The organism is Brevibacillus sp. FSL K6-0770 (assembly GCF_038000275.1).
GTDB lineage: Bacteria > Bacillota > Bacilli > Brevibacillales > Brevibacillaceae > Brevibacillus > Brevibacillus parabrevis.
Map to the genome: position 1 here is coordinate 2,529,769 of NZ_JBBOBQ010000001.1, position 22,263 is coordinate 2,552,031.

Annotated in this window: 17 protein-coding genes; all 17 read left to right on the forward strand. The window is 52.8% G+C overall.

Going from position 1 to position 22,263, the window contains the following annotated elements; translation table 11 throughout:
* Nucleotides 1-134: 134 nt before the first annotated feature.
* The 17 genes from NST23_RS12465 to NST23_RS12545 all read left to right on the forward strand — a co-directional run bounded on the left by NST23_RS12465 (nucleotide 135) and on the right by NST23_RS12545 (nucleotide 22,234).
* Nucleotides 135-2,552 carry a WIAG-tail domain gene (locus NST23_RS12465; protein ID WP_254223179.1) on the forward strand — a complete coding sequence of 806 codons (2,418 nt, stop codon included), beginning with the start codon at nucleotides 135-137 and terminating at the stop codon, nucleotides 2,550-2,552.
* A gap of 192 nt (nucleotides 2,553-2,744) precedes the next feature.
* Nucleotides 2,745-4,034, forward strand: coding sequence for an asparagine--tRNA ligase (gene asnS / locus NST23_RS12470; RefSeq protein ID WP_122963540.1), 1,290 nt, complete (start codon nucleotides 2,745-2,747; stop codon nucleotides 4,032-4,034).
* A gap of 111 nt (nucleotides 4,035-4,145) precedes the next feature.
* On the forward strand, nucleotides 4,146-4,829 hold the full coding sequence (locus tag NST23_RS12475) for a DnaD domain-containing protein (RefSeq protein WP_063226996.1): 684 nt from the start codon (nucleotides 4,146-4,148) through the stop codon (nucleotides 4,827-4,829).
* Between the two features lie 111 nt (nucleotides 4,830-4,940).
* On the forward strand, nucleotides 4,941-5,363 hold the full coding sequence (locus NST23_RS12480; protein WP_122963539.1) for a hypothetical protein: 423 nt from the start codon (nucleotides 4,941-4,943) through the stop codon (nucleotides 5,361-5,363).
* Nucleotides 5,344-6,522, forward strand: a complete 1,179-nt coding sequence (locus tag NST23_RS12485; RefSeq protein WP_122963538.1) for a glycosyltransferase family 4 protein — start codon at nucleotides 5,344-5,346, stop codon at nucleotides 6,520-6,522. The genes NST23_RS12480 and NST23_RS12485 overlap by 20 nt, the downstream gene beginning before the upstream one ends.
* Nucleotides 6,523-6,645: 123 nt before the next feature.
* Nucleotides 6,646-7,692, forward strand: coding sequence for a glucose-1-phosphate thymidylyltransferase (locus NST23_RS12490; protein ID WP_122963655.1), 1,047 nt, complete (start codon nucleotides 6,646-6,648; stop codon nucleotides 7,690-7,692).
* Nucleotides 7,689-8,492 carry a glycosyltransferase family 2 protein gene (locus NST23_RS12495; RefSeq protein WP_063226999.1) on the forward strand — a complete coding sequence of 268 codons (804 nt, stop codon included), beginning with the start codon at nucleotides 7,689-7,691 and terminating at the stop codon, nucleotides 8,490-8,492. Before NST23_RS12490 ends, NST23_RS12495 begins: the two co-directional genes overlap by 4 nt.
* The gene (locus NST23_RS12500) at nucleotides 8,489-9,439 is read left to right on the forward strand and encodes an NAD-dependent epimerase/dehydratase family protein (RefSeq protein WP_122963537.1); all 951 of its coding nucleotides are present in this window, start codon (nucleotides 8,489-8,491) and stop codon (nucleotides 9,437-9,439) included. The genes NST23_RS12495 and NST23_RS12500 overlap by 4 nt, the downstream gene beginning before the upstream one ends.
* Before the next feature lie 25 nt (nucleotides 9,440-9,464).
* Nucleotides 9,465-10,538 (forward strand): glycosyltransferase, encoded by a 1,074-nt coding sequence (locus NST23_RS12505; RefSeq protein WP_173595823.1) that lies wholly within the window; start codon nucleotides 9,465-9,467, stop codon nucleotides 10,536-10,538.
* 12 nt (nucleotides 10,539-10,550) lie between these two features.
* Nucleotides 10,551-11,837 (forward strand): UDP-glucose dehydrogenase family protein, encoded by a 1,287-nt coding sequence (locus NST23_RS12510; protein WP_122963535.1) that lies wholly within the window; start codon nucleotides 10,551-10,553, stop codon nucleotides 11,835-11,837.
* Nucleotides 11,838-11,987: 150 nt separating this feature from the next.
* Nucleotides 11,988-13,799 (forward strand): oligoendopeptidase F, encoded by a 1,812-nt coding sequence (gene pepF / locus NST23_RS12515; protein ID WP_173595824.1) that lies wholly within the window; start codon nucleotides 11,988-11,990, stop codon nucleotides 13,797-13,799.
* Nucleotides 13,800-14,052: 253 nt separating this feature from the next.
* The gene (locus tag NST23_RS12520; RefSeq protein WP_173595825.1) at nucleotides 14,053-15,276 is read left to right on the forward strand and encodes an efflux RND transporter periplasmic adaptor subunit; all 1,224 of its coding nucleotides are present in this window, start codon (nucleotides 14,053-14,055) and stop codon (nucleotides 15,274-15,276) included.
* A gap of 4 nt (nucleotides 15,277-15,280) precedes the next feature.
* Entirely contained in the window at nucleotides 15,281-18,376 is a 3,096-nt protein-coding gene (locus tag NST23_RS12525; protein ID WP_173595826.1) for an efflux RND transporter permease subunit, read from the forward strand.
* Between the two features lie 197 nt (nucleotides 18,377-18,573).
* Nucleotides 18,574-19,362 (forward strand): SDR family oxidoreductase, encoded by a 789-nt coding sequence (locus NST23_RS12530; protein ID WP_217021777.1) that lies wholly within the window; start codon nucleotides 18,574-18,576, stop codon nucleotides 19,360-19,362.
* A gap of 32 nt (nucleotides 19,363-19,394) precedes the next feature.
* On the forward strand, nucleotides 19,395-19,886 hold the full coding sequence (locus tag NST23_RS12535) for a YajQ family cyclic di-GMP-binding protein (protein ID WP_063227007.1): 492 nt from the start codon (nucleotides 19,395-19,397) through the stop codon (nucleotides 19,884-19,886).
* Between the two features lie 91 nt (nucleotides 19,887-19,977).
* Nucleotides 19,978-20,457, forward strand: a complete 480-nt coding sequence (locus NST23_RS12540) for a hypothetical protein (protein ID WP_340963744.1) — start codon at nucleotides 19,978-19,980, stop codon at nucleotides 20,455-20,457.
* Nucleotides 20,458-20,575: 118 nt separating this feature from the next.
* Complete coding sequence (locus tag NST23_RS12545) at nucleotides 20,576-22,234, forward strand: AMP-binding protein (protein ID WP_340963747.1); 1,659 nt, start codon at nucleotides 20,576-20,578, stop codon at nucleotides 22,232-22,234.
* Nucleotides 22,235-22,263 lie beyond the last annotated feature (29 nt).

Consider the following 22,263-nt stretch of genomic DNA (forward strand, 5'->3'; position numbering starts at 1 on the left):
CCTGGCAGGTTTTTTTGCGTGGGGGAAAACTTGTGAACGGGCGAAACAAATTTTGCGTTGCGGTGCCAAATGCCTATAGGGTTGAATATCCTACAGAATGATCCGGGAATGACATCAGGAGGCAAGGAGACTCTATGGCAAACGCGAACCGAAAAAAAATGAGCAGAGGTCTGTCCAAAACGTTCAGGCAAACCTTGCATGAAATTCCGCTTATGCAAACATCTTCTACATCGGAGCAGGATTGGATGGCTGATCTGGAGCTGGAACTGCTGGAGTCCGCTGTCAACAGCCCCAAGCCAAGCTCCCATGCACCGACAAGCCCGATACAACAACCATTGCAGAAAATGCCCAAGCAGGGTGTGTCGTCCAACCAGACGACTTTTTCCAAGATCATCAAAGATCGCAATGATGACCGGGTGCAATCGTTTGTTTATACCGATGATTTGACGGATCAGTCTGTCACTACGGAAAAAATCGCCAACCGCGCTGTCGACTCGTCCAAAATCAAGCCGGGAACGATTGATACGTCGCTGTTGAAGGACTACGCCGTCGACAGCAACAAGCTGGCAGACAAAAGCGTCACTTCAAACAAAATCGCTCCGTACGCGATCCTCGGAGAGCATCTGGGACGGCATGTGGTCACCAGCGAAAATGTGCAGGACCATTCCATTACCGGGCAAAAGCTTGTCAACAACAGTATTACGTCCGACAAATTGGCTGACAAGACCATTGATTCCATGAAGTTTGCGGAGTCTGCGATCCAGACGAAGCACATCCAGGATCAGGCGATTACGAATGAGCTGCTTCAAGATCAGTCTGTCACATCGGACAAAATCAAGATGGGCAGCATTCAGACTCGCAACCTAGCCAACTATGTGATCAACTCCGTCAAGCTGGAGGACGGCGCGGTCACGACCGACAAAATCCGGGATGGGGCCGTGACTTCCACCAAGCTGGAGGAGGATTCGATCGAGTCCCAGCATATTCGCGAGGGAGCGATTTTGCATCATCATCTGGCCGAGAACAGCGTAGACGGCGGGCATCTTTCGGCGGGCTGCGTCACGGATCAGCACATCGCTTTTCATTCCATTTACAGCCAGCATTTGCAGCCGGAAGCGGTCACAAGCGATAAAATCAGTCCTTACGCCGTCCTCACCGAACATCTGGATCACGCCAGCGTCACTTCGGAAAAAGTGGCAAAAGAGTCGATCGCAAGCGTCCACGTGCAAGCAAGCAGTATTCAAACGACGCATCTTCAAGATGGACTCGTCACGACCAGAAAAATCGGGGAGCAACAGGTCACGGCAGCCAAGCTGGCGGACAAAGCCGTCACGCTCGACAAATTGGCCAATCGCAGCGTAGGCGAGCAGCAATTGGTGGAGGAGAGCGTCAACAGCAGGCATTTGGCTGACGGGGCTGTTCGTGCGGAGAAAATCGCGCGGCGCTCAATCGAGGAGCAGCATATCGGTGAACGCGTCATCGGCAGCAGTCATCTGCGGGAATATGCGATCCAGACGCAGCATTTGCACGATCATGTAGTGACGACGTCAAAACTCGCTCCCGAGTCTGTTTCGACCGACAAAGTGACGGATTTGAGCATTACCGCAAACAAACTGGCCGATTCGGCGGTTACGTCTCCCAAGCTGGCGACAGAGGCCATCAAGACAAGGCACTTGGGCAAAGGAGCCGTCACTGGCGAAAAAATCGGCGAAAAAGCGGTGACCGCCCAGCATCTTGCCAATCAATCCGTGCAGCACGAACATATCCAGCCCAAGTCCATCTCCAAAGAAAAGCTGCAAGAGAATAGCGTCACACGCGAAAAACTGGCGGATCACGCTGTCGACGGAAGCAAGCTCGAAATGCATGCGATTACAGGCATACATGTGGAAAAGAGCAGCTTGAGCGGTGACCATCTCGTCAAGGGAACACTCACGGGCGAGCATCTTGCCGTCAACTCCATCGAAAGTCAGCACCTGCAAACAAATACGGTAACGGAAGAAAAGCTGGCCGATCATGCCGTTAGCGGAGCGAAAATAGCGCCGAGAACCGTCACGGCAGAGCATCTGGCTGACAAGTCGATTACGCGGGAGAAGCTGGCTTTTCAAACGGTTGAGACGAATGTTCAGCTGGGCACGACGCTTCAGCAGTTTGGCTTTGTCCCATTCCGCATCCCGGCGCAAAGCCAGACGGCAGACGTCACGGTCCGCTTGCCCACTCCCTATGCAGACGTCCATTATTGCCTGGTTGCGATGACGAATCAGGTCGGGGTGTCCGTGTCGCTCAAATACACCAAACGCACCTCGGCTGTGCTTACCGTCTTTCGTCAGGAAACCGGGCAGGAAGACAGCGGCGTTTTGCAGTGGATCGCCATTGGCGAAAAAGGCGAGCAGGTGCATGACGAGGTGACAGCCCTGCATCATGAGCAGCAAGAGGATGACGACTTGGGGGAAGAATGGGAAGAGGGCGAGTACGAAGCAGATGAAGATTCCGGCGAGGAAAAAGCAGCGGATGAGCATGAAACATTCCGTGATGAGGACGATTTACGTTCCTGAGCAATGAGAAACAAGAAGCGAGGGGCCGTTGGTGGGAAGTGCAGTCGGCTTCCTCGCTTTTTGTTAACATAATTATATTATGGTAACCATCCGTTCAAGGGAGTCTTTGATTGAATTTGCCTGCCCCCAATAGTATAATTGTTGGGTACACTTAGTCTGTTGTGTGGCATGGTAAATGGAGGGAATTATTCGATGTTGACGACGATTGCCCAAGTAGGGCAGCATGTTGGACAAGAAGTACGCATTGGATGCTGGCTGTACAACAAGCGCAGCAGCGGGAAAATTCAATTTCTGCAGCTTCGCGACGGGTCCGGCTTCATTCAGGGCGTAGTAGTGAAAGCAGAAGTAGCGGAAAACGTTTGGGAAAATGCATCCCAACTGACTCAGGAAAGCTCTTTATACATAACCGGCGTCGTTCGCGCAGATGATCGTGCACCAAGCGGTTACGAACTGACGGTAACAGGCGTTGAAATCATTCAGATCGCCCAGGAATATCCGATCTCCCTGAAGGAGCACGGTGTAGACTTCCTGATGGATCATCGCCACCTGTGGCTGCGCACTCCGCGCCAGCGTGCGGTTATGGCGATTCGTTCCGAAGTGATTCGCGCTGTATACGAGTATTTCCATGAAAACGGATTTGTGAAAGTAGACCCGCCAATCCTGACACCGACTTCAGCAGAAGGAACAACGAACCTGTTCCATACCAAATATTTTGATGAAGACGCGTATTTGTCCCAATCCGGTCAGCTCTATATGGAAGCGGCCGCTATGGCATTGGGCCGCGTCTATTCCTTCGGTCCGACCTTCCGTGCAGAGAAATCGAAAACGCGTCGTCACTTGATCGAGTTTTGGATGATCGAGCCGGAGATGGCTTTCGTCGATCACGAGGAAAACTTGCGCATTCAGGAAGCTTTTGTGTCCCATGTGGTGCAATCCGTCCTGAAAAACTGCCAGCGCGAACTGAAAACGCTGGAGCGCGATACAACCAAACTGCAAAACGTAACGGGTTCTTTCCCGCGCATCACGTATGACGATGCGATCAAGCTGTTGCAGGAAAAAGGCAGCGAGATCAAGTGGGGCGACGATTTCGGAGCGCCAGACGAGACATTGATTGCGGACCATTTCGACAAGCCTGTGTTCATCACGCACTATCCGACCGAGATCAAGGCATTCTACATGAAGCCGCATCCTGAGCGTCCGGAAGTAGTGCTGTGCGCAGACATGATCGCGCCGGAAGGCTATGGCGAAATCATCGGCGGCAGCCAGCGCATCGACGATCCGGAGCTGTTGGAAAAACGGTTTGCCGAGCACGAGCTGTCCGAGGAAGCGTATCGCTGGTACTTGGACCTGCGCAAATACGGAACCGTTCCTCACTCCGGCTTCGGTCTGGGGCTTGAGCGGACAGTTGCCTGGATTTGCGGTCTGGATCACGTGCGTGAAACGATTCCGTTCCCGCGTATGCTCTATCGTCTCTATCCGTAAGTTCGTGTTTCTCATACACCCTGTTGCGAGAGGGCAGCAGGGTGTTCCTATTGTGTGACAGCGCGTTTTACGCACTTCCTTGTTAATCCAACCCAGAGGTGAACATGCGTTATGGATTCCCATATATTGCAATTGTTGCAAGAAGGTGCAACATCCGTCTCCAACCTTCTTCTAAAGATGTACAAACGAATGTCTCTGGCAGACGACGAAATGATGCTGCTCATTCATCTGCTTTCTTTTCAGCAGGAAGGGAATCGCTTTCCGACCTTGACCGAGCTGGAGGAGCGCATGTCCATGTCCAGCATGAGATTGATCCAATCGCTGCAAAAGCTGCTGAAGGAAGACTGGATCAGCATTGACGAATTTATCGATCCGCAGACGGGAATGCGCCATGAGCAGTACAATTTGACTCCTTTGTATAAAAAGCTGTATCAGACCTGGCGCGAGCAGCAAGCTGATCCGCGGATGATGGAGCCGTTCATGGAGGCTGCTGCGACATTGGATGCAGAGCCGGTTGCGATTTATTCCCGTTTTGAGCAGGCGTTTGGTCGACCTTTGTCTCCTTTTGAGTTGGAGAGTATCCACATGTGGACAGAGCAGGACGGTTACCAGGAAGAGCTGATCCTAACAGCATTGCGTGAGGCCGCAACGGTAGGCAAGCTTCATATTCGCTACATCGACAGAATCCTTTTGGAGTGGCAAAAGCAGCAAATTACCACGGTAGAGCAAGCCCGCTTGTACAGTTTGAATTTTCGCCGCCAAAATCAGTCCAAAGATTATCGACAGCCGCTTTGATGCTACCAATCAAAGCGGTTTTTTCTATTGTCTGTCTCCTTTGTACACGTACCCATTTTCCGCGTTTGTCATAGCATATTACGTAGAAGCACGTTGCAGGAGGGAAGGCTTATGGAAAAGCGGAAAAAAGGGGATTTGCCCCACTGGGTAACACCAGGCGTTTTTTCGGGGCATTTTGTCGTCGATGAAGCGGTGGAGCGCATCTCGATTGTGAAACCCGTGGAAAAAGCCCAGGAGGCCGTGATCGAGCAAGTTCCAAAACAGCCGGCAGACGAAAAGCCGGATGAGGAAAAACAACTGGTGCTTGAGCCTACATTCGAAATTATTATGCGAGAAACCGACGTGGCGACGAGCGAACAGCTGGAAAAGCTGGAGCAGGAAGTGGCAGCACTGAAGGAATCGCTTGCGGCATGGGAAAAACGCTGGAAAAAGGCAGAGGAGGAACAGTCCAAAGAGAGACAGCATCTGTATCAGGTGGTTCTGTCCTTGAAAAAGGAGTGGGAGAGCGAGCGGAATGAACATCGCCATAATTAGCCCGGGGCCATTTTCCGTACCACCCGTCAAAGGAAGCTCGGTGGAGCACGATATCGACGAAGTGACCAAAATGATCGATCCCGAGCACAAAGTGACGATCTACACCCGGCGCTGCGCGACTTACCCCAAGTCGACGGTAGAGGAAAACCGCGAGTTCATCCGTTTTTCCTACGATGGCCCAGGTCCTTATTTGCGAAAGATCATCAAGCATATCCGCAAGCACAAGCCGGATGTCATTTTGGTGGAAAATCGGCCGATTTACGTGTTGCAGCTCAAGAGGCATTTTCCAAAGATTCCGGTCTTTGTCAATATGCATTCCCATGTGTACGGATCGCCGGGCATGATCAGCAAGGAAAAAATGAAGCGTGTCGTTCGCCTGGCGTCCGGCTTTATTACGAACAGCGAATTTTTGCGGCAACATTTTATCAAGTCATGCAAAATTCCCGCGGAAAAAATTCATGCGGTTCATCTCGGAGTGGATGTGTCGCCTTACCAGGTGGCAAAGCTGCATTACACGATCAAAAAGCTGCGCAAGCAAGTCGGTTTGTCGCCGGATGACCGCGTGCTTTTTTACGCGGGCAGGCTGATGCGCGGCAAAGGCGTCCATATTCTGATCAAAGCGTTTCACCAGGTCAGCAAGCAAGACCCACGCGCACGGCTGGTCATCGTCGGAGGCACAGGCTACGGCAGCAATCGCCTGAATCCGTATGTGCGGGAACTGAAAAGGCTGGCGAAACCGCTCGGTGACAAAGTCCGCTTCGTCAATTTTGTCCCCAGTGCCCAAATGCCGCTTTACTATCAGATTGGCGACGTGGTAGCGACTCCGTCGATTTGGAAAGAGGCATTTTGCCGCGTCAATCTGGAGGCGATGGCTTCGAGCAAGCCAGTGATTTCCACGACGCGCGGCGGGATCAAAGAGGTTGTCACCCATCAGGGCAGCGGCTTCTTGATTCCTCCCAAAGATTGGGAAAAAGAATTGCCAGCGGTTTGGGAGCTTTTGTGGAGCGCGCCCTATGTTCGGACGGAAATGGGGAAACAGGCGCTGCTGCGTGCCAAGCAGTTTTCCTGGTACGCGACGGCGCAAGGCTACCTGCGCGTCTTTGAGAATGCAGTCGGAAAGCGCCAAAAAGAAAAGCTTCCGCTCCTCAAAACCGGATAACTTTTTTTCGGGCATCGCTAGGTTTATGCCCTTTCTTCAAGGAGAATGGACGTCTGCCCTGTCCAGATATCACGAGACGCATACCTTATAAGTATCGCAGAGCACAACTGGGGAGTGATACTTGTGAAAGGGTTAATCTTGTGTGCTGGACGTGGTACGCGACTGCACCCGTTCTCCTATTCGCAACCAAAAACCCTCCTCCCTGTGGCCAATCATCCGGTATTACACTACTGCATCAGCAAACTGCGTGAAGTGGGTGTGCAAGAGATCGGAATTGTCATACACCCTTCCCAAGTGCAGATTCCTCCTTTGGTGGGCAATGGTAGTCAATTTGGGGCTACCATTACTTTTATCGAGCAGGAGGTGCCGCTTGGAATCGCACATGCTGTCCATTTAGCGCAACCGTTCTTGCAAGACGAACCGTTTATTTTGTTACTTGGTGACAACTTGTTGATGGATTCGCTGCACGGGCTCATGCGTGCGTTTACCAGTGATAATTCAGACGGTGCTGTGATGCTAAGTGAAGTGGAGAGACCACAGGATTATGGGATTGCCGAAGTACAGGAAGGGCGTCTGGTCTCGGTCGAGGAAAAACCCCGCCAGCCGAAGAGTAATCTGGCTGTCATTGGCGCATACCTGTTTACCCCACCCATTTTTGAGTCGATTGCTACACTACAGCCATCCGCCCGTGGTGAATACGAGATCACGGATGCGATCCAGTCCATGATTGACCGCGGTTTCCATATCGCGCACGCCCTTACAAGCGGCAAGTATTCAGATGTCGGAACGATTGACCGTTGGCTGGAGGCCAACCGCTGGATGCTGGCAAAAGATTTGGGCAACACTCATCGGGTTGGCGAAGGGTCAATCGTCACAAATTGCGAGATCGTCGGGCCTGTGTTGATCGGCGAGGGCTGTCATATCGAAAACTGCCGATTGGGACCGTACGTATCGATCCAAAACGGGGTACATCTGCAAAATTGCGCCCATATCGAAAATAGTATTATGTTGGAAAACAGTTCGCTTATGGATGTCGCTTGGAGCATTACGGACAGTGTATTCGGGCGTTCCTCCCATCTGGTCGGGCAGTCAACGGATACGAGCGGGGTCTTTATTTTGAGCGACAAGTCATCGATTCGCATTCCAGCTGTGAAGAGGGAGGACACATGAACCCAACTTTTACTGTGGTCATCCCGACGTACAATCGTGCCAAGTTCATCCGCAAAGCAATCAACAGCGTCTTGAAGCAGACGTCAAAAGACTGGAAGCTGCTGATTATCGATGATGCATCGACTGACAAGACGCGCAAAAAGGTCGAAAAGTATTTGTACCATCCCAACATCATGTACTACCGGATGGAGAAAAACTCAGGCATCGGCAAAGTGATGAATCAGGCTTTGTCGATGGTTGATACTCCGTACTTGTTGCAGCTGGATTCGGACGATTGGCTGCCCAAACGGACGCTGGCGGTCATCAAAAGGTACATTCGCAAAAGCAAGAAAAGCACCGCGCTTTACTACGGGAACGTGAAAATTTGGCGCGTGCGGCGCGGGAAGTATTACAATCCGTTTCTCGTCAAGCACAAGCATTTTCGCAACAAATACCAATTTTTGAAATACAATCGCTGGATGGTCGCGCCGCGCTGCTACCGGGTCGAAGCGCTTCACGAAGTAGGGGGCTGGGACACCTCTGACAAATACGAAGGCCGCATCATGGAAGATCGCCGCATCATTTTGCGGCTGATCGAAAAATACCGCGTCCGCTTTATTAACAAGAAGCTGTACAACCGGACGAAACACAGAGGGCAGCTGACCGACAATAAAATGAAGCGCAGACGGAATCATTTGCGCAAAAAGACGTTCAAATACTACCTCAAGCGTTGGGGCAAAAAGTACAAAGCTGTCTACGGCTACAAGGACGGATATCTCGTGATCAAAAGGTTGAAGAAAGTGAGGCGGCGGAAGCGATGACAAAAGCGCTTGTCACCGGTTGTGCTGGTTTTATCGGGTCACATTTGACTCAGCGCTTGCTAAATGACGGGGTGACAGTGATCGGCATCGATGGCTTCGTCGACAACTACGACGTTGCTGCCAAGCTTCGCAATCTCGCTGAGATCGGAAGCCATCCCGCCTTTACTTTTCATTCAACCATGTTGCAGGCAGAGCGTTGGAACGATTGGTTGGACCAAGTCGATGTCGTCTATCACCTGGCTGCGCTGCCCGGCGTGCGGAACAGCTGGGGCAAGGCATTCTCCGAGTACGTCAGCCACAATATTTTGGCGACCCAACTGCTGCTGGAGGCATGCCTGCAAAGACCGAAACCGCCTGTCATCGTAGTCTCTTCCTCCTCATCTGTATACGGAACGATGCAAGGGACGCTGACGGACGAATCCGCTCCGCTGCGTCCCGTATCGCCTTATGGGGTGACGAAGGAAGCGATGGAGCAGGTTTGTTCCGTCTATGTGAAAGCGTTCGGTTTGCCGATTACGATGTTGCGCTACTTTACCGTATACGGCCCGAGGCAGCGGCCGGATATGGCGTTTCACCGCTTTTTCCGGCAGATGATGAAGGGAGATCCTGTCGTCATTTATGGAGATGGCCAGCAATCGCGGGACTTCACCTACGTAACCGATGCAGTAGAGGCGAACATACTCGCTGGCCGCCACGCTGCGCCCGGCGAGATTTTCAATGTAGGCGGCAACCGCGAAATCAAGCTGATCGATGTCCTTACCATCATGGGCACGCTCTTGAACACGACGCCCAACATCCGGTTTCAGCCTGGTCCGGCCGGTGATTCGCAGCGGACTTGCGCAGATATACGGCTTGCCGAGCAACGGTTGGGCTATCGTCCGCAAGTTTCCCTGGAAGAAGGGCTGCGCCGACAGTTGGCGGATATGCGTTTCCAACTGAGGAGCTAAAACTCGAAAATAGGAGGCCAGTTGCATGCATCGGGTCCTCGTCTATCGGAGAAAATTTCTGCCCAGAAGTGAAACCTTCATCTACGAGCAGCTGCTTGGACATCAGAGAGTCAAACCTGTCGTCTTGACCAGGCAGCGGCCGTTCAATCGCAAACAGTTCCCGTATGCGCCTGTCTATGTGCGAAATTCCATGGCAGGACTCTCCGGGTGGATGAAGCGCAAAAAAATCAAATGCTTGCATGCCCGCTTTGGTCCCGCTGGCCTGGAGCTTCTTCCCTACGCGCGAAAAGCGGGGTTGCCGCTGATCACTTCTTTTCACGGCTTCGATGCGACCAAGCGCGTACGGGAAAATCCGGGCTATCGTCGTTCGCTCAAGCGCCTGTTCAAAAAGGGCAAGGCGTTTACGGTCGTCAGCAACCATATGAAAAAGCGTCTGATCCGCCTGGGCTGTTCGGGTGACAAAATCACACTGATTCGCTCGGGGATCGACTTGCGCAAATTCCCGATGCTGCCACCGCAGCCTGTTCAGAACGGCGAGTATCGCCTGCTCAGCGTCGGCCGCCTGACGGAGAAGAAAGGCATGGACACATTGATCAAGGCGTTTGTGCAAGTGCACGAAAAGCATCCGCGAGCCAAGCTGATCATCGTCGGGGATGGCGACGAAAAGAAAAAACTGCGGCGCATGATCAAAAAATACAAGCTGGGCAAGCAAGTCGTGCTCAAGGGAGCCTTGCCGCATCAGGACGTGCAGCGCGAACTGGCGAGATGCCACTTGTTTGTCATCGCCTGCAAAACGGCTCGCAACGGCGACCAGGAAGGGATTCCGAACGTGCTGATGGAAGCGATGGCTTCCGGCCGCCCGGTTGTTTCCACCTACCATTCCGGGATTCCCGAGCTGATCGAGCACGGAGAGTCGGGCTATCTCGTGCCGGAGCGTTCGCCTGCGAAGCTCGGCAGAATGATCAACCATGTCCTCGCCTCCGAGCACGAGTGGCCGGAAATGACCGCCCGAGCCAGGATGAAGGTGGAGAAAAACCACGATGTTTCCAAACAGCGACTGAAGCTGGAAGAACTGTATTTGCGCGTGATGAAAAAATGATGAGGTGAAGCAATGAAAGTTGCCGTGATCGGTACCGGCTATGTAGGTTTGACGACTGCCGTTTCCCTTGCCATGAACGGCCATCATGTGATCGGGATTGATCTTGTCGAAGCGAAGATTGTCAAATTGCGGCAAGGCATCTCTCCGATCTATGAGCCGGGATTGGAGGAAGCGCTGCGACAAGTGCTTGCAGCAGGTACCCTGGCTTTTTCCACGCAGCTGTCGGAAGCGAAAGACGCGGATGTTTTTTTCGTCTGCGTAGGGACTCCCGAAGCGGATGACGGAACCGCTGATTTGACTTACTTGTACAGCGCGGTAGCAGCGATCAAAGAAGTGCACAACTCAGCTTTGCAAAAACGGGTTGTGGTGATCAAAAGTACGGTGCCAGTAGGGACCGGAGACAAAGTGGCCGACCTGCTTGACGGCTGCCAGGAACTGTCTGTCGCGTCCAACCCGGAGTTTTTGCGGGAAGGGAGCGCCTTGCTGGATGCCATCGAGCCTTCGCGAATTGTCATCGGCGTGAGCGATCCGTCGACGGGGGAAGTGATGGAACAACTGTACAAAGGCGTGAATGCCCCGCGCGTGGTGACGACCAGGGCGAATGCGGAGCTGATCAAGTACGCTTCCAACGCCTTTTTGGCGACACGCATCTCGTTCATGAATGAGCTGGCGAGACTGAGCACGGCACTGGGTACAGATATCGCCACGATCGCGCACGGGATGGGGCTCGACAGCAGGATTGGCCCGGAATTTTTGCGGGCGGGTGTCGGCTACGGCGGCTCCTGTTTTCCGAAAGACACGATCGCTTTGCTGCAACTGGCAGCCCAGAACGGCATCTCGCTTTCGATTCTGGAAAAAGTACGGGAGGTCAACGCCACACAGCCCGTGTGGTTTTTGCAGCAGTTGCAAAAGCTCGTGCCGGATTGTCGCGGCAAACGGATTGCCGTACTGGGGCTGGCGTTCAAACCGGATACGGACGACATCCGGGAGGCTCCGTCTCTTTCCATTTTGCATGAGCTGACAGAGCAGGGAGCTGCCGTCTTTGCCTATGATCCGGTTGCCGAAGACGCTGTGAAGCAATCTTTTCCGAATGTGACCTATACGAAGACAGCCGAAGAAGCGTTAGCGGGCGCCGATGCTGCGCTTTTGGTCACCGAGTGGAAAGAGTGCGTGCAGCTAGATTGGGAGCGAATCCGCCAGAGCATGGCTCAGCCCGTGCTGCTCGACGGACGCAACGCCTGGCCTGCCCAGACCGTCAAGCAAGCAGGCTTTACGTATATCGGGGTAGGAAAAAGCTGACTTTTCCTTGGGAAAGCTCAGCTTTTTTCTTTTGGCTGGCAACTTGGCGCAAGTGCAGGCTAATGATTTGAACAAGTTGGCATAATACGGTAGGATAGTCACATATGGATGATTTGACCATCTAGCGCAAATTACGAGGGAGTGATCACGGTGAACAAAAGCAAAACACTGCCAAAACGCAGTGACGTCCCCGCTGAATACAAATGGCGGTTGGAGGATATTTACCCAACCGACGCGGATTGGGAAAAAGATGTGCAAAAGGCGAAACAACTCACCGAGCAAGTTGCTGCCTTGAAAGGGACGCTGGCCCAGTCCGGGGAGCAGCTGCTCGCAGCATTGACGCTTCAGGACGAGCTGACGAAGACGCTCGATACGGTGTACGTCTACGCTCGCATGCGCCGTGACGAGGATAACGCAAACAGCACGTACCAGGGACTGACTGATCGTGCTACCAGCCTGAGCACGCAAGTATACGGTGCGCTCGCTTACATACAGCCGGAGATTTTGACCATCCCGACGGACAAGTTGGAAGCGTGGATCAACGACACAGAAGGTTTGGCGCACTACCGGATTTTGCTGGACGAGATTACGCGCTTCAAGCCGCATACGCTTTCCTCGGAGGAAGAGGCGCTCCTGGCGAACATGAGCGAACTGGCTTCGGCTCCTTCGAAAATTTTTGGCATGCTGAACAACGCCGACATGAAGTTCCCGATGATTACGGACGAAAACGGCGAAGAAGTCGAACTGACAAAAGGTCGCTACACGCAGTTCATGGAGAGCAAGGACAGACGCGTGCGCAAGGAAGCTTTTGAAGCGCTGTACACTACGTACGGCAAGTTTCGCAATACGATTGCCGCATCGCTGACCTCGGCGATCAAGGGCGATGTGTTTTACGCCCGGACGCGCAAATATCCGTCCGCCTTGTATGCGGCCCTGTTCGCGGACAACGTGGACTTGTCTGTGTACGACAACCTGATTTCGACGATTCACGAGCACTTGCCGCTGATGCACAAATACATCGCGCTGCGCAAAAAACTGCTCGGGGTCGACGAGCTGCACATGTACGATTTGTACGTGCCGATCGTGCCCGAGGTAGACATGAAAATCCCGTACGATCAGGCGGTCGCAACGATCAAGGAGGCGCTCCATCCACTCGGCGAGGAGTACGGTCGCGTGCTGGCGGAAGGCTTCTCCAACGGCTGGATCGACGTGCATGAAAACGAAGGCAAGACGAGCGGGGCGTACTCATGGGGAGCATTCACGACCCATCCGTACGTGCTCATGAACTACCAGGACAACGTGAACAACATGTTTACGCTGGCGCACGAAATGGGGCATGCCCTGCACAGCTACCACTCCAATCAGGCCCAGCCATACACGTATGCCGATTACAAGATTTTCGTGGCGGAAGTAGCTTCCACGCTCAACGAAGCCCTGCTGATGCACCACCTGCTCAAGACCACGACAGACAAGAAGCAGCGTCTGTACTTGATCAACTACTATCTGGAGCAATTCCGCGGCACGGTTTTCCGTCAGACGATGTTCGCCGAGTTCGAGAAAATCGTCCATGCCAAAGAAGAGCAGGGCGAACCGCTGACAGCCGACTCGCTCAGTGCGATCTACCGTGAGCTGAACGTCGCTTACCACGGACCAGACATGGTTGTAGATAAAGAAGTAGATTTGGAGTGGGCGCGCATTCCTCACTTCTATCGCAATTTTTATGTCTACAAGTACGCCACGGGCTTCTCGGCGGCGACTTCCTTGTCCAAGCAGATTTTGGAGGAAGGACAGCCAGCTGTTGACCGCTACTTGGAGTTCCTCAAGGGCGGCAGCTCCGACTATCCGCTCAACCTGCTGAAAAAGGCGGGCGTCGACATGACCTCTCCCGCCCCGGTTGCAGAAGCGTTGAGTGTTTTCAAAGAGTTGCTGGACGAAATGGAGCAGCTCTTAAACGAGAAGTAAAGCGATGCTAAAAAAGCAGTCAAGTAATTCTACTTGGCTGCTTTTTCCTGTTTTAGATTTTTTCTGCTGAAAGCCCAAAAAACGGTAACGGTCTTCTATGTTGTTCGTATATACTTATGAAACTGGTAGGGATTATGTCCTCCTCCGCCTTGGGACGGAGACGAAATTCCAACCGCTGACTGTTTTGCAGCGAAGGTAAAAACTGGCACAATTACGCAAGGGGAACAGATTGTGAAAATTTGGAGGAATCATTGTGAAAAAACGGGCATCGATCATCATCGCCTCTCTATTGCTGGTTACGGCTGGTTGCGGAGGCCCAGCACCAGAGCCTCCAACGCAGGCTGAGGCAAAAGCGAAAGTCGTTGAAGTGGTTACGGTTCAAAAAGCTGCACAGCCAGTCGTGCTGCGTGTTACCGGAATGGTAGAGGCGAAGCGTGACGCCGTACTGCCTTTTGGCACGGGAGGAACGATTTCATCCATCCCGGTAAGCAAAGGGATGAAGATCGCGCAAGGCCAGCTGTTGGCAACGCTTGACTCGCGTTACTACCAAAAGGAAGTAGAAGCAGCCGCAAGCCAGGTGGAAGAGGCAGCGGCGCGCAAAAACAAAGCATTGAAGGGAGCAACTGCCGAGGCGATTGAACAGCAACGACTGCAAGTACAAAGTGCCCAAAGCCGTCTGGAAAAAGCAAAGCAGGACCTGACAGCAGGCGAAAAGCTGTTTGCTGGCGGAGCTATTTCACAGACCGAAATAAATGACTTGAAACGCGCCCTGACTCAAGCGGAAATTTCTGCGCGAGACGCACAACTGTCCCTCACCGAATTGCAACGCGGTGCGCAGCCAGAGGACATCGCCATGGCCAACGCATCGATCAAATCGGCAGCCGGACAGGTTGAGCGGGCGAAAAAGAGTCTGGATGATGCGAAAATTCATGCTCCTTTTGCCGGAACGGTCGTGGATGTATACAAACAAACAGGCGAACAGGCTTCGCCAGGCGATCAAATCATTCATCTGGTGGACTTGAGCGAAGTGAAAGTCACTCTTGATATTACCAATGATCTCATCAGTCAATTCCAGGAAAAAACGAAGGTGCAGGCTGTATCCGATGACGGCAAACAAAGCCAGGGAACGATTACTTTTGTCTCCCCGGTCGTGAGCAAGGAAACAGGCAAGTATCGGGTGGAAGTAACGATCCCGAATGCAGATGGATTCTGGCGCGGCGGAATGGCTGCAACGATTGAGGCTCCGCGCAAAGTGAACGGATTTTTGGTGCCGCTGGAAAGTGTCGGAGTTAACTCTACAGAGCACTATGTCATGGCGGTGGAAGATGGCCTTACTGTGAAGAAGGAAGTGAAGACCGGACAGATCGTCGACGATCAAATCGAGATTCTCTCAGGCGTCAAAGAAGGCGACCAGCTTTTGCGCAGCGGCATTACTTTCTACGTCGAGGGGCAAAAAGTAGAGGCGAAGGGAGAATAGTAGCATGGAAAAGTTGATTCTCTTTTTGCTGAAACGACGCCTGATTGTGTACTTGTTTACGTTTTTGCTCGTGCTTGCTGGCTTGGGCTCGCTGTTCAGCTTCAATGTCGAGCTGCTTCCGAAAACAAACTTCCCATCGATCTTCGTCAATGTATCGGGTGGGGCACTTCCCCCGGAAGAGATGGAAGAGAAGGTAACGAAGAACATCGAGCAAAATATCAAGTCAATTGCAAACATTAAAGAATACTCTTCTACTACAGGTACAGGTTACGCCAATATTACGATTATCGCCTTGGAAGGCAAAGGGGAACAAGTTAAGCAAGATGTGCAAAATACCGTTAACCGGCTGCGCAACGGCTTCCCGAAAGCGATTGACACGGTCAGCGTAACCCAGAACAGCTTCGGGGACGATCAAATGATCGACTACGCGCTTGTGGGAGCCGATCCGAAAGCGATGCTGAGCCTGGCAAAAACAACGCTCAAAGACCGGATCGAAGAAGTGCCAGGCGTAAAAGAAGTGTCTGTATCAGATCGCAGCTTTGAGAACAAAATCGCGATCACTTTGCGCCCTGAGAGACTGAACGCCTACCGCACAACGCCATCCGAGGTTGTTTCCCAGCTACAGGAAACGAACTGGAAGCAGGCGATCGGCACGCTCGAAAACACGGGCTTTGACACGGTCATCATGATCGACAACAGCTTCCATTCTGTACAGGAAATGAATGTGCTGCCGATCAACACGCCAAACGGAACCGTCACGCTGGAGCAATTGGCGACTGTGGAAGACATGCGCGGAAAAGTGAAAGACTCGGTAGCGCTGACTGATGGCATGGTATTCGTACACCTTAGCGTGTCGCGCTCAGACGGTTACGATCTGATTACTACCCAGCGCAATGTCGAGCAACTCATCAAGCAGATCAATACGGAAGCCGATGGAAAATATCAAATAAAAGTCATGTTTGAGGCTGCTTCCTTCATCGAGCATGCGGTATCGAACCTCAGCCGCGATGTGGCCATTGGTGGGGCATTGGCGATCATCATCCTGTTTGTGTTCTTGCGCAACTGGAGGGTGACGCTCGTCATCGCAACGACATTGCCATTGTCAGCTCTCATGACCTTTATCGCCATGAAAATGGCTGGCTACAACATCGACATGGTCAGCTTGCTCTCGATGAGCTTGTCGGTCGGCTTGATTGTCGACGCCGCGATCGTCGTACTGGAGAGCATCTATCATTTCCGTGAAAAAGGCGAGCAGCTGAAACAGGCGATCATCAAAGGAACGAAAGAGGTACTGACGCCTGTATTTACTTCGCAGCTTACGATCATCGTCGTATTTTTGCCGCTCGTTTTTGCAGACTTTGCCGATTGGCTCAAACCGATCATGGCGACGATTGCCTTTACCGTATCGGCTGCCATCATCGCTTCGACCATTGCCGCGTTCTTTTTCGTACCCGTGTTTTCCGATCGCTTTTTGCAGAAAGATAAAAAGGTCTCGCTGGAGGGCGAAGGAAAAGAACACGCTGTCAATCGGTTGTTCAACGGGCTGTTGAATATGGCTTTGCGCCACCGGGTCAAGACGATTATCGTGGCGGTGCTCATGCTTGTCGCCGTAACTTTCCTTACCCCTTTTGTGAAGATGGGGAACGGACTCGATCCGAACGAAAACTTTATTTTTGCCACGCTGAAGATGCCGACGGGTTCAACGCTGGAACGCACGCAAAAAGCTGCGGTGGTCGGAGAAGAAGCACTGCGGGGCATTCCCGAAGTAAAAGACGTCTTCTTCATAGCGTCCAAAAGTGATTCGGACATCTTCATCTCACTCGTGCCGAAGTCGCAACGCAATCGTACCAAGGAAGCTTTGACGGCTGATATCAACGAGCGCCTGAATGCGATTCCAGGCATTGAGTCCATCTCCATGTCTTTCGGACAACAAGGTGGATCAGCCCCGGTTCAGCTCAACATCACCGGGGACGATATGGAGCAAATGCGCAAGATCGCCACGGAGCTTGAGGGCATGCTGTCCACGATCAATGGCGTAACGAATATTCGCAACGATTTCAAAGAAGGAAAAGAAAAAGTAACGCTGATTCCGAAGCAAGATGCACTGGCCAGACTGAACGTTGACCATCGCTCCTTGCTCCAGCAACTGAGCGTTCTGATTGGCAACCAGCACATTACGTCCATCACAAAAGATGGCATCGATGTGGATGTGGTCGCCAAAATGCCGGACAACTGGCTGAAGCATCCAGAGCAGCTCAAGGGGATTACGGTAACATCCGAGAAGGGGGCACAAGTGCCGCTTGCTGACCTCGTAGATTGGGTCTACAGCAAATCGCCGATTACGCTTACACATCAAAAAGGCGAACGGATCATCAGTGTGTCCGCAGAGCTGTTGGGAAGCGATTTGGGTACGGTTGGACGTGAAATCAACGAGAAGCTGCCGGGCATGGTCATTCCAGAGGGATACAAAGTGGAAATTGCCGGCCAGTTGAAAGAACAAAGCGCCAACATGACACAAGGGATTCTTGTTTTCCTCGGCGTTCTTGCGCTGATCTATGTCATCATGGTCGCCCAGTTCGGCCGACTGTCGCAGCCGTTCATCATTATGCTGACAATTCCGATGGCACTGGTTGGCGTGGTACTTGGCTTCGTGCTCACGCAACGAACGTTTGGCGAGATGGCGATGATCGGGATTATTATGCTGGTCGGTATCGTGGTCTCCAACGCGATCTTGCTGATCGACCGGATCAACCTGCTGCGCGGTCGCGGCATGGCTACGGCAGAAGCGATCGTGCAAGGAACGAAAGACCGCGTGCGTCCGGTTATCATGACGAAGCTGACAGCAATCCTGGGGATGCTGCCGATGGGATTGGCAATGGCGGAAGGCTCCGACATGGAAGCTCCGCTTGCGACAGCCGTTATTGCCGGCTTGATTTTCCATACGATGGTTACCTTGATCCTCGTGCCTGTGCTGTACTCTTTGTTCGAAGGGGCAAAAGAAAAACGCCTGGCTCGCAAGGCAGCGCGTCAAGCGAAACGGGAAGCCAAGCGTTTGGCGAAACAAAACAAAAACAGCGAGGTTTCCAAAACCGAGCTGTAGCACGATGCAGTCAGACTGCTTCGCTTGCCGCAAGCAAGCGGGGCACATCTGATCGGCGAAGTGCGTTCCAATACGATAGCGAAAAGAAGAGAAGGGAAGGTGTGCTTTTGCCCCTTCTCTTTGCTTTTCGTTCGTCAGAAAGTTCTGTAGAATAGAAACTAAGGAAGATACATACGCACCGCGAAAGGAGTCTGACTATGGATCTGCAACTGAAGGGTAAGACAGCTCTTGTGCTTGCGTCGACAAAAGGGCTGGGAAAAGCGACAGCGCTTTGCCTCGCTCACGAGGGAGCAAACGTAACGATTTGCGGCAGAGACGAAGGCGCTCTGGAAGCTGTTCGCGCCGAGATTGAACAGGCAACAGGAAAAGCTCCGCTTGCCGTGGTCGTCGATGTGACCAAGCCGGAAGATATCGAGCGGGTTGTGCAGGCGACCGTCAGCGAGTTTGGCAGCGTGGATATTTTAATCAACAATTCAGGCGGGCCTGCCGCGGGCAAGTTTGACCAGTTGACGGACGAGCAGTGGATTTCCGCCTTTGAGCTGAACTTGCTGAGCTATGTCCGGGCGATCCGCGCCGTTTTGCCGCATATGCGCGCCAACCAGTTTGGGCGCATCGTCAACTTTGCCTCTTCTTCGTTCAAGCAGCCGTTGGAAAACTTGATTTTGTCCAACACGTTCCGCACGGGCGTTTTGGGCTTGGCGAAAACGTTGTCTTCCGAGCTGGGGCCGGACGGCATTTTGATTAACACAATCGGCCCGGGACGAATCGCCACAGACCGCGTGCAGCAACTGGACGGACTAAGCGCGAATGCAAACGGCGTTACGGCAGATGAAGTCCGCGCAAACTGGGAGCAGCAAATTCCGCTTGGCAGGTACGGTCACCCGGATGAATTTGCCCGCACGGTGACTTTTTTGGCGTCGCCAGCCAACAGCTATGTCACCGGACAATCGTTTCTCGTTGACGGCGGCCTGGTCCGGGCGATCTAGGGCACTATTTCCCATTCAAAGGAGGAAAGAAAATGAGCAAAGAAAGCTCGTTTGACATCGTATCCAAGGTGGACTTGTCGGAAGTGAACAACGCCATCCAGACGGCTTTGAAGGAAATCGAGAATCGCTTTGATTTCAAAGGGAGCAAAAGCAGCATCTCATTGGAAAAGGAAGAGCTTGTCCTCATCTCGGATGACGAATTTAAGCTCGGCCAGGTCAAAGACATTTTGCTCGGCAAGCTGGTCAAGCGCGACGTCCCGATCAAAAACTTGGACTATCAAAAAGTGGAGCCGGCAGCGGGCGGGACGGTTCGGCAGCGCGTGAAGCTGGTGCAAGGAATCGACAAGGAAAACGCCAAAAAGATCAACAGCATCATTAAAGACGCAGGGTTGAAGGTGAAAACGCAAGTGCAGGACGATCAAATCCGCGTGACCGGAAAAAGCCGGGATGAACTGCAACAGATCATTCAGGCGATCCGCAAGGCAGATTTGGCGCTCGACGTGCAATTTATCAACTACCGCTGATTGCTAGAAAAGTTTTGCGTCTAACTCTCTTTGCTCTCGCATATGCATGTACAAATAAGTGACAAGCACTTGCGAAAGGGAGAGTAGAGACATGAAGGTCTTTATTATCAGTATGCGCAATCTCATTTTGGGCGGGATCGTCTTCGTAGTTGTTTTGGTGGCGGGAATCGTGCTATTGGTCAAAGACCCGTTGCACGTCTCTGACTCCTATCGACCAGGTGACACGAGTGTGCCGACTACCACGGCCAAAACTCCGGTGAGCCAGCCGACCGATGCCGCCAAGCCGTCATTGAACATGGATATTTCCGTGGACGGGACGACAGCAGAAGTGTCGCTTTTGACGCAAAACTTCGAGTTCGTTCAGGAGAGCAGCGAGCTTGGGCAAACCCCGGTGTTTGGCAAAGGCCACGCCCATCTGTACCTCGATGGAGAATCCAAAGGAATGATCTACCATCCGGAGTTCATGCTGAAAAAGCTGCCAAAAGGCGAGCACGAAATCCGCGTGGAGCTGAATTACAGCAACCATCTGCCCTACAAGGTAGAAGCGACGCAAAAAATTGTGGTGAAATAAGCGAAAAGCGTTCCGATGAGGGCGCTTTTCTTTTTTCTGTTCGGAAGGAATATGATGGAAAAGAACGAATCCTAGTTGATAAAGATGGAATAGTCTGAATGTTTTTGGGGGTGCTTGCATGCTGCGGATGATTACGATTGGCAACTTGCTGGATGAGACAACCAGACTTTATCAGGATAAGGAAGCGCTAGTCTACCATGAACGATCGTTGCGTTATTCGTTTGCCGAGTTTCAGGAAGTGTGCAACCAGGCGGCAAGGGGATTTATGTCGCTCGGCATTCAAAAAGGGGAGAACATCGCGATCTGGGCGACAAATGTGCCGGAATGGGTGATTTCCCAGTTTGGAACGGCCAAGATGGGCGGAGTGCTTGTGACGGTGAATACAAGCTACCGCGTCCATGAGCTGGAGTATTTGCTGCGGCAGTCTGAATCGACGACACTGCTGCTCATCGACGGGTATCGGGACGCGAATTACCTCGACATGATCAAGGAAATTTGTCCCGAGCTGGAGACGTGTGAGCCGGGCGCTCTCCAGTCGAAGCGGCTTCCCCATTTGCGCAATGTCATCTACTTGGGCGAGGAGCGGCAGCCGGGGATGTTTTTATGGGCAGATTTGCTCGCGCGGGCCGAGCTGGTCAGCGAGGAAGAACGGCGTTTGCGGCAAGAGTCGCTTTCGCCCGACGACGTTATCAACATGCAATATACGTCAGGGACGACTGGCTTCCCCAAAGGAGTCATGCTGTCGCATGTGAACATCGTCAACAACGCCATCAAGGTAGCGGAATGTCAAGGGCTCGGCATCGAAGACCGGGTGTGCATCCCCGTGCCGTTTTTTCACTGCTTTGGCTGCGTGATGGGCACGCTTGCCTGCGTTGCCACGGGAGCGGCGATGGTCCCGGTCACCGCCTTCGATCCCGGATTGGTGCTCTCGATTGTCGAAGCCGAACGATGCACGGCGCTGTACGGAGTGCCGACCATGTTCATCGCCGAGCTGAACCATCCGTCTTTTGCCGAGCGCGATCTCAGTTCGCTGCGCACGGGCATTATGGCGGGTTCTCTTTGCCCGATCGAGGTAATGAAAAACGTAGTGGACAAAATGGGCATCCGCGACATCACGATCGCCTATGGACAGACGGAAGCTTCCCCGGTCATCACCCAGACGCGGCCGGAAGATTCCATCGAGCGCAAGGTATCCACCGTAGGCAGGCTGCACGAAGGAGTGGAAGCGAAGGTCATCGACCCAGCGACGGGAGAGACGCTGCCTCCTGGCGTCCAGGGCGAGCTGTGTACACGCGGATATTTGGTGATGAAAGGGTATTACAATATGCCGGATCAAACCGCGAAGGCGATCGATGAAGAGGGCTGGCTGCATACGGGAGATTTGGCGACGGTCGACGAGGAAGGCTACTACCGGATCACAGGCAGATTGAAGGATATGATCATTCGCGGCGGGGAAAATATTTATCCGCGTGAGGTCGAGGAGTTTCTGTACACGCATCCGAAAATACTGGACGTGCAAATCGTCGGTGTTCCAGACGCCAAATACGGAGAGCAGGTGCTGGCCTGCATTCGGGTAAAACCGGGCGAGACGCTGACAGAGGAGGAAGTGTTGGCGTACTGCGAAGGCAAAATTGCCCGTTTCAAAACGCCGCGCTACATCCAGTTCGTCGTCGAATACCCGATGACAGCGTCAGGCAAAATTCAAAAGTTCAAGCTGCGTGAACAGGCGCTGGCATCGTTTGATCTTGCCGATTCGGCCCGGAACGAGCTTGCCTGAGCAACGAATAAGTGGTGAAAAGAAGCGCC

Excerpts from the sequence above, each read along its gene's own strand:
- NST23_RS12540 (WP_340963744.1), top strand. The coding sequence starts at position 19,978 with ATGAAGGTCTTTATTATCAGTATGCGCAATCTCATTTTGGGCGGGATC.
- NST23_RS12535 (WP_063227007.1), top strand. The coding sequence starts at position 19,395 with ATGAGCAAAGAAAGCTCGTTTGACATCGTATCCAAGGTGGACTTGTCG.
- NST23_RS12495 (WP_063226999.1), top strand. The coding sequence starts at position 7,689 with ATGAACCCAACTTTTACTGTGGTCATCCCGACGTACAATCGTGCCAAG.
- NST23_RS12525 (WP_173595826.1), top strand. The coding sequence starts at position 15,281 with ATGGAAAAGTTGATTCTCTTTTTGCTGAAACGACGCCTGATTGTGTAC.
- NST23_RS12505 (WP_173595823.1), top strand. The coding sequence starts at position 9,465 with ATGCATCGGGTCCTCGTCTATCGGAGAAAATTTCTGCCCAGAAGTGAA.
- NST23_RS12500 (WP_122963537.1), top strand. The coding sequence starts at position 8,489 with ATGACAAAAGCGCTTGTCACCGGTTGTGCTGGTTTTATCGGGTCACAT.
- NST23_RS12545 (WP_340963747.1), top strand. The coding sequence starts at position 20,576 with ATGCTGCGGATGATTACGATTGGCAACTTGCTGGATGAGACAACCAGA.
- NST23_RS12480 (WP_122963539.1), top strand. The coding sequence starts at position 4,941 with ATGGAAAAGCGGAAAAAAGGGGATTTGCCCCACTGGGTAACACCAGGC.
- NST23_RS12510 (WP_122963535.1), top strand. The coding sequence starts at position 10,551 with ATGAAAGTTGCCGTGATCGGTACCGGCTATGTAGGTTTGACGACTGCC.
- NST23_RS12530 (WP_217021777.1), top strand. The coding sequence starts at position 18,574 with ATGGATCTGCAACTGAAGGGTAAGACAGCTCTTGTGCTTGCGTCGACA.
- NST23_RS12465 (WP_254223179.1), top strand. The coding sequence starts at position 135 with ATGGCAAACGCGAACCGAAAAAAAATGAGCAGAGGTCTGTCCAAAACG.
- NST23_RS12485 (WP_122963538.1), top strand. The coding sequence starts at position 5,344 with ATGAACATCGCCATAATTAGCCCGGGGCCATTTTCCGTACCACCCGTC.
- NST23_RS12475 (WP_063226996.1), top strand. The coding sequence starts at position 4,146 with ATGGATTCCCATATATTGCAATTGTTGCAAGAAGGTGCAACATCCGTC.
- asnS (WP_122963540.1), top strand. The coding sequence starts at position 2,745 with ATGTTGACGACGATTGCCCAAGTAGGGCAGCATGTTGGACAAGAAGTA.